The 13,406-nt window shown below is 62.6% G+C and carries 14 protein-coding genes and 1 pseudogene; 7 read left to right on the top strand and 8 right to left on the bottom strand.

The features are described from left to right. Positions 1 to 155: 155 nt before the first annotated feature. From BSF44_RS08210 to BSF44_RS30300, 7 genes are all read right to left on the bottom strand, one after another. Entirely contained in the window at positions 156 to 704 is a 549-nt protein-coding gene (locus tag BSF44_RS08210; protein WP_095943068.1) for a sugar ABC transporter ATPase, read from the bottom strand. Between the two features lie 186 nt (positions 705 to 890). Beyond that, positions 891 to 2,072, bottom strand: coding sequence for a formate-dependent phosphoribosylglycinamide formyltransferase (gene purT, locus BSF44_RS08205; RefSeq protein ID WP_095943067.1), 1,182 nt, complete (start codon positions 2,070 to 2,072; stop codon positions 891 to 893). 87 nt (positions 2,073 to 2,159) lie between these two features. Continuing rightward, complete coding sequence (locus tag BSF44_RS08200) at positions 2,160 to 2,627, bottom strand: VUT family protein (RefSeq protein ID WP_095943066.1); 468 nt, start codon at positions 2,625 to 2,627, stop codon at positions 2,160 to 2,162. Between the two features lie 151 nt (positions 2,628 to 2,778). Then, entirely contained in the window at positions 2,779 to 2,994 is a 216-nt protein-coding gene (locus BSF44_RS08195) for a DUF1289 domain-containing protein (RefSeq protein WP_095943065.1), read from the bottom strand. Beyond that, the gene (locus BSF44_RS08190; RefSeq protein WP_057716270.1) at positions 2,991 to 3,515 is read right to left on the bottom strand and encodes a gamma carbonic anhydrase family protein; all 525 of its coding nucleotides are present in this window, start codon (positions 3,513 to 3,515) and stop codon (positions 2,991 to 2,993) included. Before BSF44_RS08190 ends, BSF44_RS08195 begins: the two co-directional genes overlap by 4 nt. A 71-nt stretch (positions 3,516 to 3,586) precedes the next feature. Then, positions 3,587 to 4,186 carry a CoA pyrophosphatase gene (locus tag BSF44_RS08185; RefSeq protein ID WP_095943064.1) on the bottom strand — a complete coding sequence of 200 codons (600 nt, stop codon included), beginning with the start codon at positions 4,184 to 4,186 and terminating at the stop codon, positions 3,587 to 3,589. Continuing rightward, positions 4,176 to 4,319 carry a hypothetical protein gene (locus BSF44_RS30300; RefSeq protein WP_172435319.1) on the bottom strand — a complete coding sequence of 48 codons (144 nt, stop codon included), beginning with the start codon at positions 4,317 to 4,319 and terminating at the stop codon, positions 4,176 to 4,178. Before BSF44_RS30300 ends, BSF44_RS08185 begins: the two co-directional genes overlap by 11 nt. 14 nt (positions 4,320 to 4,333) lie before the next feature. Between BSF44_RS30300 and BSF44_RS08180 the strand changes: the two genes are divergently transcribed. The 7 genes from BSF44_RS08180 to nagE all read left to right on the top strand — a co-directional run bounded on the left by BSF44_RS08180 (position 4,334) and on the right by nagE (position 13,124). Beyond that, complete coding sequence (locus BSF44_RS08180) at positions 4,334 to 4,885, top strand: NUDIX hydrolase (RefSeq protein WP_095943063.1); 552 nt, start codon at positions 4,334 to 4,336, stop codon at positions 4,883 to 4,885. A gap of 121 nt (positions 4,886 to 5,006) precedes the next feature. Beyond that, complete coding sequence (locus tag BSF44_RS08175) at positions 5,007 to 5,510, top strand: murein L,D-transpeptidase family protein (RefSeq protein WP_007982819.1); 504 nt, start codon at positions 5,007 to 5,009, stop codon at positions 5,508 to 5,510. Positions 5,511 to 5,805: 295 nt separating this feature from the next. Then, a complete protein-coding gene (locus tag BSF44_RS08170) occupies positions 5,806 to 6,537 on the top strand; it encodes a GntR family transcriptional regulator (RefSeq protein ID WP_095943062.1) in 732 nt (243 codons plus the stop codon). Between the two features lie 64 nt (positions 6,538 to 6,601). Then, a complete protein-coding gene (gene nagA / locus BSF44_RS08165; protein WP_095943061.1) occupies positions 6,602 to 7,708 on the top strand; it encodes an N-acetylglucosamine-6-phosphate deacetylase in 1,107 nt (368 codons plus the stop codon). Beyond that, positions 7,689 to 8,711 (top strand): SIS domain-containing protein, encoded by a 1,023-nt coding sequence (locus BSF44_RS08160; RefSeq protein WP_095943060.1) that lies wholly within the window; start codon positions 7,689 to 7,691, stop codon positions 8,709 to 8,711. Before nagA ends, BSF44_RS08160 begins: the two co-directional genes overlap by 20 nt. A 151-nt stretch (positions 8,712 to 8,862) precedes the next feature. Beyond that, positions 8,863 to 11,379: a phosphoenolpyruvate--protein phosphotransferase gene (ptsP, locus tag BSF44_RS08155; protein WP_095943059.1), complete on the top strand. Its 2,517-nt coding sequence runs from the start codon at positions 8,863 to 8,865 to the stop codon at positions 11,377 to 11,379. A gap of 29 nt (positions 11,380 to 11,408) precedes the next feature. Beyond that, positions 11,409 to 13,124: an N-acetylglucosamine-specific PTS transporter subunit IIBC gene (gene nagE / locus BSF44_RS08150; protein WP_095943058.1), complete on the top strand. Its 1,716-nt coding sequence runs from the start codon at positions 11,409 to 11,411 to the stop codon at positions 13,122 to 13,124. A 103-nt stretch (positions 13,125 to 13,227) separates the two neighbouring features. On the opposite strand, the pseudogene BSF44_RS30640 reads toward nagE, so the two are convergent. Beyond that, positions 13,228 to 13,406, bottom strand: a pseudogene (locus tag BSF44_RS30640) (IS110 family transposase); the annotation flags it as partial.

The raw sequence follows: 13,406 nt of genomic DNA, 5'->3' as shown, positions 1-13,406 counted from the left end.
CTGTCTATTATTGGCTTTACTGATGTACGGGATGATATTGCTGCTTTTCTGTAGGAGCGAGCTCGCTCGCGATGGTCGTGAACCATAACGCGAACATTCTGGTTCCCCGCGGTGTTCTTGAGTTCATCGCGAGCGGGCTCGCTCCTACAGGGTCATCAGAGTTCGACTTTCACCCAACTGACAGGCTGATCCAGCCAATCGGCGAATTCATCGATAAAGCTCTGCTTGAACCCGGCTTCGGCCCAGTTGTTGAAGATGAAACCCAGGTTGGAGAAGCCGCATTCCTGCAGGAACAGGAAGCCGTTGATGTCGTCTTCATGCCCGCATTCGGGGCAGGTGAAGTTGTCGGTGCGCCCCGGCATCCAGTCTTCCAGGCTTTCGAACAGGGCTTCACCGATTTCCTTGCGGCACTCGGCGCAGCCTGCCTCTTCAAGGAATCCCTTGGCTGGCGTATAGATGCAACGCTTGGTGATGATCTCCAGGCCATTGACCGCTTCGCCGAATGGCAGGGCCTCCGGGTGCAGGACCACTGCGCGGGCACCGTCGGCGATGGCGTGGGCCATGCGATTGCCGGTGCGGCCGCAAGTGGTCAGTTCTTCCTGGATGATGTTCTTGCGCACCAGCCAGCGCACGACGGCCCGGGCCCGGGGTTCGTGCACCGGCAGGGTGGAGATTTTCGGGACGATGATGCTTTGCGAATTCATGGGGGTACAGGCCTGGAACATTGATAAATGACCTGTAGGAGCGAGCCTGCTCGCGATGGACGTTAACGATAATGCGGGGAGTCTGGTTCCCCGCGGTGTTCTTGAGTCCATCGCGAGCAGGCTCGCTCCTACAGGTAAAGCAATGGCGCGATGCCTATAGAAGGTATAGGCCCGCCATAGCTGTTTTTACAGTTCTACGACAACCGCCTGGGAAGCGCGGGTTGCCTTGGCGCGGGCGGCTTCGATCGATTCGTCGCGAGCCAGGGCCACGCCCATGCGGCGCTGGCCGTTGACTTCCGGCTTGCCGAACAGGCGCAGCGCGGTATCCGGCTCGCTCAAGGCAGCGCCCAGGTTGGCGAAAGCGGTCTGGGTCGACTGTCCCTCCACCAGAATCACCGCCGAAGCCGATGGCGCGAACTGACGGATCAACGGGATCGGCAGACCGAGAATGGCCCGTGCATGCAGGGCGAACTGCGACAGGTCCTGGGAGATCAGGGTCACCAGGCCGGTGTCGTGCGGACGCGGCGAGACTTCGCTGAACCACACTTGATCGCCCTTGATGAACAGCTCGACGCCGAACAGACCACGGCCACCCAAGGCTTCGGTCACCGCTTTGGCAACACGCTCGGACTCAGCCAGGGCAATCGGGCTCATGGCTTGGGGCTGCCAGGATTCCTGATAGTCGCCCTTCTCCTGACGATGGCCGACCGGTGCGCAGAAGGTGGTGCCGCCGACGTGGCGCACGGTCAGCAGGGTGATTTCGTAGTCGAAATCGATGAAGCCCTCGATGATCACCCGACCTTTGCCGGCGCGGCCACCTTCCTGGGCGTAGTCCCAGGCTTTCTGCACGTCATCGACGCTGCGCAGCAGGCTCTGGCCCTTGCCCGAGGAACTCATGACCGGCTTGACCACGCATGGGAAACCGAGGTCCTCGACGGCCTTGCTGTAGTCCTCGAAGGTGTCGGCGAAGTGGTACGGCGAGGTTGGCAGGTCCAGCTCTTCAGCGGCCAGGCGACGGATGCCTTCGCGGTTCATGGTCAATTGCGCGGCGCGGGCGGTCGGGATCACGGTGAAACCTTCGGCTTCCAGTTCCACCAGGGTCGCGGTAGCGATGGCTTCGATTTCCGGCACGATGAAATGCGGCTTCTCGGCTTCGATCACGGCGCGCAGGGCGGCACCGTCGAGCATGTTGATCACATGGCTGCGGTGCGCCACCTGCATGGCCGGCGCGTTGGCGTAACGGTCCACAGCGATCACTTCAACGCCCAGGCGTTGCAGCTCGATCACCACTTCCTTGCCCAACTCGCCACAGCCACACATCAATACGCGGGTCGCGGTCGGCGACAATGGGGTTCCGATACGGGTCATCTGAAGGTCCTCAAGGAGCGGATCATCGAGGGACGCGTCGCCATGCGCGCTTCCCATGGGGAGAAAGCGCGGCATTTTACATGAACTTCAGCCGACGACAGCCTGTTTGCGCAGGCGCCAGGCCATGATCAGCCACACGGCGGTGACCCCGGCGAATTTCGAACCCAGGGCGGTGAGGATCACCCCCGGCGTCAGGGCGTCGATCATGCCGAAAAAGATAAAGGTGTCGAGGGGAATGCTCAGGGCCGAACTTATCCACAGGCGGTCGTGCAGCGGGCGCCTGGTGATGCTGAACACCAGCCAGTCGATGCACTCGGAAACCGCGAACGCCGTGGCGCTGGCCAGGGCGATGGACGGATCGGAGGTGACATAGGACAACACCAGCGCCACCAGCATCGCCGCGAGGGCGCCATGCCCGAACCGGGCTTGCACCATGTCGCGCAACACAAACACCAGCCCGCCCCAGGCCGACCAGATGATGTCCAGGTGGGGGGCGGTGGAAAAGGCGTAGTTGATCAGCACGACGCTGCTGATGTAGGCGATCAGGAAGAGCATGGGCGGGAAAGTACCTGTCAATTTGCCGCACAGAATACTTCATGTAGGAGCGAGCTTGCTCGCGATGGTCGTGAACGATAACGCGGCAAACCTGACACCCCGCGGCGTTCGCGGGTCCATCGTCGGAACGCCGCCCGGAGCAAGCTCGCTCCTACAACCGCGGTTTTGCCCCGATCATCCAGATCAACCCACTGGCCTTGGCCCGCTCATGACACAACCCCAGCACCTTGCGCCGCTCGTCGTTGTCCATGCGGCTCCAGCGGGTAATCTCCTCCACCGTGCGCTGGCAACCGGTGCAGATGTCATCGTCATCCAGTGCACAAATGTTCACGCAGGGCGATGCAACCGGGCGTTCAGTGGCGGTCATTCTTCCTGCTCGGCCAGGTCGCGGGCATAACGCTGCGAGTTGTGTACATAGTGAGCAGCGCTGGCCTCCAGCATCCTGATTTGCGGCTCGGTCAACTCGCGCACCACTTTGCCGGGCGAGCCCATGACCAGCGATCCGTCCGGAATTTCCTTGCCTTCGCCGATCAGCGAATTGGCGCCGATGATGCAGTTCTTGCCGATCTTCGCGCCATTGAGAATCACCGCGTTGATGCCGATCAGACTGTAGTCGCCGACAGTGCAGCCGTGGAGCATGGCGTTGTGGCCGATGGTCACGCCGGTGCCGATGGTCAGCGGGTAGCCCATGTCGGTGTGCATCACGGTGCCGTCCTGGACGTTGCTGTTTTTGCCGATCAGGATCAACTCGTTGTCGCCGCGCAATACGGCGTTGAACCAGACGTTGGCGCCCTCTTCCAGCTTGACCTTGCCCACCAGCACGGCATTGGGTGCGACCCAGCTCTGTGGATGGGTTTCGACGCGGGCGTCGCCCAGGCGGTATTTCATTGTGGTATTCCTCAAGGCTCAGGCGGGCTTTTGTCAGCAAAACCAGGATTCAGGCCATTCGAACGATGGCTTCAGATATTGATAAAGCTTTTGGGAGGCTGATGCAGGCTGATTTTGGCGTCATACAGCAGGTTGATCAACTCGACGATCATGATCGCCGTCAGGCCCCAGATCTTGTATTCGCCAAAGCGATAGCTCGGCACGTACCAGCTGCGGCCCTGATAATCGATGCGATGGGTATGTTCGCGAGGGTCTTTGCGGAAGAACTCAAGGGGCACACTGAACACCGCGGCGATCTCGGCATCGTTGGCCCGGTATTCGACAAAGTCCGGGATCACCCCGACATAGGGCGTGACCTTGATGCCATGCAGGCTGATCAGCGGGCTGAGCGGGCCGATCACCTCGACCAGCCCAGGCGGCAGGCCGATCTCTTCTTCGGCTTCACGCAGGGCGGTGAAAATCAGGTCGGGGTCTTCGGGGTCACGGCGCCCGCCCGGGAAGGCGACTTCGCCGCCATGGGTCGACAGGCCGCTGGCACGCAGGGTCAACACCAGCTCGGGCTCGTCACTGCGGGTGATGGGCACCAGCACCGCGGCCTCGGGAAAACGACGGTCGGTCTCCAGTGTGCGTGGTGTGTGGTGACTAACCCGATGCAGTAGCTCATCCAGCATGAGTGTTCTCGATCTGTGCCTTACCCGGCATCATGCACCAATCGCTGCGGCCGCCCAACCCCCGCAACCGCCCCATGTCGCGAAACGACAACTTGCCGACCGGCACTGCCGCACGCCAAGATAGGCGCAGCATTCAGGAACCCCAGCATGAAATTTTGCAGCCAGTGCGGTAACCCGGTGACCCAGCGCATTCCCGAAGGCGATTCGCGCCTGCGTTTTGTCTGCGACAGTTGTCAGGCCATTCACTACCAGAACCCCAACATCGTCGCCGGCTGCGTGGCGACCTGGGGCACCAGGGTGTTGTTGTGCCGACGGGCCATCGAGCCACGTCGCGGGTACTGGACCCTGCCCGCCGGTTTCATGGAGAACGGCGAGACCATCGAACAGGCCGCCATTCGCGAAACCGCCGAGGAAGCCTGCGCCCGGGTGCGCAACCTGAGCATCTATACCCTGATCGACGTGCCGCACATCAGCCAGGTGCATGTGTTCTTCCGTGCAGAACTGGCGGACCTGGACTTTTCAGCCGGCCCCGAGAGCCTGGAAGTGCAACTATTCGACGAAGCGGACATTCCATGGGATGAGCTGGCTTTCCGCACGGTGGGCCGTACCTTAGAATGCTTCTTCGCTGACCGGCGGACCGAGGTCTATCCCGTTCGGTCTGAATCGATCCCGCCACTTGCTCAGTCTGCCATTATCTGATGTCATCCCGGCATCACTCAAAGGCGCCGAAAGACCGCCCGAACGCGGCACGAGCCTGCGGCAGCTCCTGCAAAAACTTCTATACATAAATAGTCGCGACACCTCCTGGGGAATCGTTTCAATGCGCTGGTTGCTTGCCCTGTTCTGTTTGTCGTTCGTCACGGTGTCCCAGGCTTCTGCCGTGGAAACCCTGGACGGCAAGGTCATCGAGAAGATCCTGATTCTCAAGTCTTCCCATCAATTGCAATTGATCAATGACGGCAAGCCGCTCAAGACCTATCGCATTTCCCTGGGCAAGCGTCCCAAGGGGCCCAAGCTGATGGAAGGCGACAAGCGCACCCCGGAAGGCTTCTACTGGGTCGACTGGCGCAAGATCAGCGATCGCTTCAACCTGGCGATGCACATTTCCTACCCGAACATCAGCGACTCTGCCCGTGCCCGTCGTGAGGGCGTCGAGCCCGGCGGCATGATCATGATCCACGGCACCCCGGACAGCGAAGACACCCCCGAAGACCTGTTCCACACCCTGGACTGGACCGACGGCTGCATCGCCATGCGTAACATGGACATGCGCGAAGTCTGGAACCTGGTGCCGGACGGCACGATGATCGAAATCCGCCCGTAATCCCCCCACGACCGTTGGTCGCCATCGAAAAATAAATTCAAAAGATCGCAGCCTTCGGCAGCGCCTGCAGCGTGAATACCATTTCGCACTGCAGGCGCTGTCGCAGGCTGCGATCTTTGCCTTCAAAATCCGCCCATCTAATACCACTTCAAACCACCCCCCACTCCAACCAGCCGACAAGGCAGGTTTCCTTACACAAACAGCAAAGCTCTGGCGTTGACATGGTATTCAAGTGGTATTAATTTTCGCCCATTCACGGGCAAAAACATTCCAATATCCGCCCCGGACAACCGCCATGAACGATCTCCAGGCCCTGCGCCCCGACGATACCCAACCCACGCCGTTGTACCTGCAACTGGCACGTAACCTGGAAGCCGCGATCCACGCCGGCCAGTGGAAAGCCGAGCAGGCGATGCCATCGGAACGCAATCTGAGCGAGACGCTGGGCATCTCCCGCGTCACCGCCCGCAAGGCCTTGGAAGTGTTGTTCGAACAAGGCCTGATCCGCCGCAACCAGGGCTCCGGCACCTTCATCACGCCGCGCCTCGAACAACCGTTGTCGCGCCTTTCCGGCTTCAGTGAAATGCTCCGCCTCAAGGGGTTCGTGCCCGGCTCGCAATGGCTGGAGCGGGAAATCACCCTGCCGACCCATGAAGAGCTGATCCGCCTCGGTCTGTCGCCCAACGACAAGGTTGCGCGCCTCAAACGCCTGCGCAAGGCCGACGACACGGTGATGGCCATCGAGATGAGCACCCTGCCCGCCTCGATCATTCCCAAGCCGCAAATAGTCGGTGACTCCCTCTACGAATTCCTCGACGGCATCGGCAAGCCGGTGGTCCGCGCCCTGCAGCACATCCAGGCGATCAACGCCTCGGACGAGTTCGCCGCACTGGTGGGCATCCCCCCCGGCACCGCCATGTTGCTGATGACCCGGGTCGGCTACCTGGAAGACAACACGCCCATCGAAGTCACCGACACCTATTGCCGTAACGACTACTACGACTTTGTCGCAGAGCTTCGTAGATAAAGAGCTTCGAAGATAAAGAGCTCCGTAGATAAAGAGCTGCGTCGCTAAACACCGAGATCCCGACATGTCCGAAGACAACATCCTCACCCCCCACGGCTGGGTTCGCGGCCGACTGGTTCATGAGCACGGCAAGGTCGTGTCGATCGAAGGCCAGCCCTGCGATCCGGCGGACAACGACCTGCCGTACCTGCTACCGGGCTTCATCGACCTGCACGTTCACGGCGGCGGCGGCAAAGACATCATGGAAGGCGCGCCCGCTTTCGAAACCATCACCCGAACCCACGTGCGCTTCGGCACCACGTCGCTGCTGGCCACCACCATGACCGCACCGAGCGAAGAAATCTCCAGCGTGCTCAAGGCCGTCGGCGAATTCTGTGAGCAGCGCCCCCAAGGCTGCGCCCGGGTACTCGGCGTGCACCTCGAAGGCCCCTACATCAACCCCGGCAAACTCGGCGCGCAACCCAACTTCGCCCACACCGCGCTGATGGCCGAAGTCGAAGCGTACCTGGCGCTCGCACCGATCCGGGTGATCACCATCGCCCCGGAAATCGCCGGTCACGACGCCTTGATCCGCGACCTGAGCGGCCGTGGCGTGCGTATGCAGATCGGCCACACCCTGGGCAGTTACGAGGAAGGCGTGGCCGCGCTGGAGGCCGGCGCCAGCAGTTTCACTCACCTCTACAACGCCATGAGCCCGCTGCATCACCGGGAGCCGGGGATCGTCGGCGCAGCCCTGGCCCACGCCAAATACGCCGAACTGATTCCGGACTTGCTGCACGTGCACCCCGGCGCCATCCGCGTGGCTCTGCGCTCGATTCCGTGCCTGTACTGCGTCACCGACTCGACCGCCGCCGCCGGCATGCCCGACGGTGAATACAAGCTCGGCAGCCACACCGTGACCAAATGCCTGGGCGGCGTGCGCCTGCCCGACGGCACCCTGGCCGGCAGCACCCTGACCATGGATCAGGCCCTGCGCAACCTGGTGAAGATCGGCCTGCCCATCGCCGAAGCTTCGCAGCGCCTGTCGCAATTCCCCGCCGATTACCTCGGCATCACCGAACGCGGGCGCCTGCAACCGGGCGCCTGGGCCGACTGCGTGCGGCTGGATCGCTCACTGAAACTGACCGCTGTCATGGTCGAAGGAGAAGACATTGACTTCAAAAATGCTTGAAGAGGCGCTGTCCTCGTTCGAAGCCGTGCAGGCCCAGTTGCAAACACTCGACCCACAGATGATCGAGATCGCCGGGCGCCTGCGTCGTCAGCCGCCGCAAGTGGTGATGACCGTCGCGCGCGGCAGCTCCGACCACGCCGCCAGCTACTTCGCCTACCTGACCATGCAACTGCTGGGTTTTCCGGTGGCCTCGTTGCCGATGTCAGTGGTGACCATGCAGCAGGCGCCGTTGAAGGTCAGTGGCCAGGTGGCATTCGCCTTTTCCCAATCGGGGCAAAGCCCGGACCTGGTCAACAGTCTGCGCCTGTTGCGCAAGCGCGGCGCCCTGAGTATTTCGATGGTCAACGCCGAAGAGTCGCCGCTGGAAGCCGCCTGCGAATTCAGCCTGCCGCTGTGTGCCGGCACCGAAAGCAGCGTCGCCGCGACCAAGAGCTTCATCGCCACCCTCAGCGCCAGCGCGCGACTGATTGGCCACTGGAAAGAAGACGCCGAATTGCTCGAAGCCGGTCGTGCCTTGCCCGAAGGCCTGCGCCACGCCGCGCAACAGGACTGGAGCCCGGCCATCGACGCCTTGCGCGATTGCCAGCAATTGATGGTGATCGGCCGTGGCGCCGGTTTCGCCATCGCCCAGGAAGCGGCGCTCAAGTTCAAGGAGACTTCGGCGATCCAGGCCGAAGCCTTCAGCAGCGCCGAAGTCCGTCACGGCCCGATGGCCTTGATCGGCGACAACTACCCGTTGCTGGTGTTTGCCCCACGGGGTGCCGAACAGGCCGGTTTGCTGAGCCTGGCCGCCGACATGCGCCAACGCGGCGCCCGGGTCCTGCTGGCCGCGCCGGATGACGTGCTTGAACGCGACCTGACCCTGACCCGCGCCGAACACCCGGCCCTCGACCCGATTCTGGCGATCCAGAGTTTCTACGTGATGGCCGCCGGCCTGGCCGTGGCCCGTGGCATGGACCCGGACCAGCCGCGGCACCTGAGCAAAGTCACTCGTACGCACTAAAGGCAATCACCCTGTAGGAGCGAGCCTGCTCGCGATGGACGTCAACGATGACGCGTTCTTCCTGAATGCACGCGTTGTTCTCGGGTTCTTCGCGAGCAGGCTCGCTCCTACAGAGGGCGAGCTGATCTGAACTTTTTATGAGACCGAGCCCATGCATAACAACAATAAAGAGCTGACCTTAAGCGCCCCGCTCAGCGGCCCGGTGCTCACGCTCGCCAAAGTCCCGGACCCGGTGTTCGCCAGCGGCGCCATGGGTGACGGCATTGCCATCGATCCGCTCAACGACACGCTTCACGCTCCCTGCGCCGGCGTGGTGGTGCATGTCGCCCGCACCGGCCACGCCGTGACCCTGCGTGCCGACAATGGCGCGGAATTGCTCCTGCATCTGGGCCTCGACACCGTCGAGCTGCAAGGCCAGGGCTTCTCGATGCTGGTCAAGGAAGGCGCGCGTGTCGCCAACGGCCAACCGCTGCTGCGCTACGACCTGGACAAGGTCGCGCAACAGTGCAAAAGCCTGGTCAGCCTGCTGATCCTCACCAACAGCCAGGACTTTCAGGCACGGCCCATCACCCTCAAGTCGGTAAAGGTCGGCGAGCCGCTGCTGCACATCATTCGTCGACAGACGTCGAGCGCACAGGTCGAAACCGAGTTTGCCGGCGTCGAGATTGTCGGTCAGGTGCGCATTGCTCACCGTGGCGGCCTGCACGCACGGCCGGCCGCGTTGATCCGTCAGACCGCGCAAGGGTTCAAAAGCAAATCGCAGCTGCATTTCGCCGGCAAGTCGGCCACCTGCGACAGCCTGATCGGCCTGATGGGGCTGGCCATCGGCGAACAGGCGGAGGTCCAGGTCAGTTGCCAGGGCCCGGATGCCGAAGCCGCACTGCAAGCCTTGTTGACCGCGTTATCCACAGCCCTGGCCGAAGACCACCACGCCGCCGCGCCAGCCACGATTGCCCAACGCAATCGCACTGCCGAAGCCGGCGTGTTGCACGGCGTCTGCGCGGCGCCCGGTCTGGTCGGCGGGCCGTTGTTTCGCCTGAATGCGATCAGCCTGCCGGTGGATGCCGGCCATCATGATCCGCAGCAACAACAGCAAGTGCTGGACGCGGCACTGAGCCAGGTGCGCAGTGAAATCGAACACACACTGACCCTGGCGAAAAAACACAAGGACACCGCTGAAGAGGCGATTTTCGCCGCACACCTGGCACTGCTCGAAGACCCGGCTCTAGTGGACGCCGCCAGTCAAAGCGTCGCCCAGGGCACGGCCGCGACCCACGCCTGGAGCCAGGCCATCGACGCGCAATGCGAAGTCCTCCAGCAAACCGGCAGCACGCTGCTGGCCGAACGCGCCAACGACCTGCGCGACCTCAAGCAACGGGCGCTGCGCGCATTGCTCGGCGATACCTGGCATTACGACGTGCCGGCCGGCGCCATCGTCGCGGCCCATGAACTGACGCCATCGGATTTGCTGCAACTGAGCCAGCAAGGCGTCGCCGGGCTGTGCATGGCCGAAGGTGGCGCGACCTCCCACGTGGCGATTCTGGCCCGGGGCAAAGGCCTGCCGTGCATGGTCGCACTGGGCTCGTCGCTGCTCGATCAGCAACAGGGCCAAGCGGTGGTGCTGGACGCCGACGGCGGCCGCCTCGAACTGACACCCGGCACACAGCGCCTGACCGACGTGCGCCAGCTGCAACAGCAACAGCAACAACGCCGGGCCGAACAGCAGGCCCAGGCGCACACACCCGCGCTGACCACCGACGGCCTGCGCATTGAAGTCGCCGCCAACGTGGCGTCCAGCACGGAAGCAGCAGACGCATTGGCCAATGGCGCCGACGGTGTCGGCTTGCTGCGCACCGAGTTTCTCTTCGTCGACCGCCACACCGCCCCGAACGAACAGGAACAACACCACGCCTATCAAGCGGTGCTCGATGCCATGGGCGACAAGTCGGTGATCATCCGCACCATCGACGTCGGCGGCGACAAGCAACTGGACTACCTGCCACTGCCCGCCGAGGCCAATCCGGTGCTCGGCCTGCGCGGCATTCGCCTGGCTCAGGTTCGCCCTGAACTGCTCGACCAGCAACTGCGCGCGCTGCTGCACATCCGCCCCTTGTCACGCTGCCGGATCCTGCTGCCAATGATCACCGAAGTCGATGAACTGCTGCACATCCGCCAGCGCCTCGACGCCTTGTGCGGTGAACTCGGCCTGGCGCAACGCCCGGAGCTGGGGGTGATGATCGAGGTTCCGGCCGCCGCGCTGCTGGCCGAGCAACTGGCCGAGCACGCGGACTTCCTGTCCATCGGCACCAACGACCTGTCGCAATACACCCTGGCGATGGACCGCGATCACGCCGGGCTCGCCGCCCGCGTCGATGCGCTGCACCCGGCATTGCTGCGGTTGGTCGCCCAGACCTGCGCCGGTGCGGCGCAGCACAACCGTTGGGTGGGCGTGTGCGGCGCACTGGCGTCCGATCCGCTGGCCACGCCAGTGTTGATCGGCCTGGGGGTCAGTGAACTGTCGGTGAGCCCGGTACAAGTCGGTGAAATCAAGGATCGCGTGCGTCATCTCGACGCCAGCGAATGCCGGCGCATCAGCCAGGGCCTGCTCAAGCTGAGCAGTGCCAGCGCGGTACGTCACGCCTGCCACCAGCATTGGCCTCTGAGCTAAAGAACAACAAGAATCCACGGAGAACCGCCATGTACCAACTTTTCATCGAAGGCCTGCAACGCCTCGGCCGCGCGCTGATGCTGCCGATCGCGATCCTGCCGATTGCCGGCCTGCTGCTGCGCCTGGGCGATACCGACCTGCTGAATATCGCGATCATCCACGACGCCGGCCAGGTGATTTTCGCCAACCTGGCGATGATCTTCGCCATCGGCATCGCGGTCGGTTTCGCCCGGGACAACAACGGTACGGCGGGGCTCGCCGGGGTGATCGGCTACCTGGTGATGATCTCCACCCTCAAGGTGCTCGACCCGAGCATCAACATGGGCATGCTTGCCGGGATCGTCAGCGGTTTGATGGCCGGCGCGCTGTACAACCGCTTCAAGGACATCAAGTTGCCGGAGTACCTGGCGTTCTTCGGGGGCCGGCGTTTTGTGCCGATTGTCACCGGGTTTGCTGCTGTAGGCCTGGGCGTGGTGTTCGGCTACATCTGGCCGCCGATCCAGCACGGCATCAACAGCTTCGGCACGCTGATGATGGAAAGCGGCAGCTTCGGCGCGTTCGTCTTCGGCGTGTTCAACCGCCTGCTGATCGTCACCGGCCTGCACCACATCCTCAACAACATGGCGTGGTTCGTGTTCGGCAATTTCACCGACCCCACCACCGGCGCGCTGGTGACTGGCGACCTGTCGCGCTACTTCGCCGGCGACCCGAAAGGCGGCCAGTTCATGACCGGCATGTTCCCGATGATGATCTTCGGCCTGCCCGCCGCCTGCCTGGCGATGTACCGCAACGCCCTGCCGGAACGGCGCAAGGTGATGGGTGGGATCTTCCTGTCGATGGCCCTGACCGCGTTCCTGACCGGCGTCACCGAGCCGATCGAATTCGCCTTCATGTTCCTCGCACCGTTGCTGTTTCTGCTGCATGCGTTGTTGACCGGTTTGTCGATGGCCATCACCAATGCGCTGAACATTCACTTGGGGTTCACCTTCTCCGGCGGCTTCATCGACATGATTCTTGGCTGGGGCAAGTCCACCAACGGCTGGCTGGTGTTCCCGGTGGGCCTGGCCTATGCGGTGATCTATTACGTGGTGTTTGATTTCTGTATCCGCCGCTTCGACCTGAAGACACCAGGCCGCGAAACCAGCACTGCCACCCCGCAGGTTGCAGTGGCCGACAATGAACGCGCCGGGGCTTACATCAAGGCCCTGGGCGGTGCCGAAAACCTGATCACTGTCGGCGCCTGCACCACCCGCTTGCGCCTGGACATGGTGGATCGCAACAAGGCCTCGGATACCGATTTGAAAGCGCTCGGCGCCATGGCTGTGGTGCGTCCGGGCAAGGGCGGAAGTTTGCAGGTGGTGGTCGGACCAATGGCCGACGCGATTGCCGATGAGATTCGCCTGGCGATGCCGGCGCTGGGCCGGGCCATCGTGTCCTCACCGGCGGTAGAAATCGACGCACCGCTACCTGCCGCCGTGGCGGCACCCGAGGCGCAGCAATGGCTCAATGCCCTGGGCGGTGGCGACAATGTGCTGCAACTCGACTGCGTGGCCATGACCCGCATCCGGCTGCAACTGGCCAATGGCAAGGCGTTGTCGGAATGTGATTTGAAAGCGTTGGGTTGCCAGGGTGTCAGCCAGTTGGAAGGCGGCATCTGGCATTTGCTGATCGGCGACAAGGCGCCTAGCTTGAGTGATGCGCTGGAAGCGTTGGTCAATCGCAGTGAGGTAAGTGCGAAGGTTTAGATTTTCGGTGCCTGACAGGCCGTCATCGCGAGCAGGCTCGCTCCCACATTGGATCTGCATACACCGGACCACTGTGGGAGATTCTATGGTTGAGGGAAAGTCCTCAACTGGCTTTTGGCTGATATTCGCTTTGCCCTTTCAGCAAGGCGAATACCACCCGAGCAAGCTTGCGAGCCAGCATCACTAGCGCCTGAGTGGTGCTGAACCCCCGAGTTCTTTGTTCTTCGTAATACCCTTTCCAGGCTTTCGTACGGCTAGCCGACATCGCTGCATTGTGCAGAA

The organism is Pseudomonas sp. ACN8, assembly GCF_002303925.1.
Classification (GTDB): Bacteria; Pseudomonadota; Gammaproteobacteria; order Pseudomonadales; family Pseudomonadaceae; genus Aquipseudomonas.
This window is presented reverse-complemented; position numbering and strand designations above follow the sequence as displayed.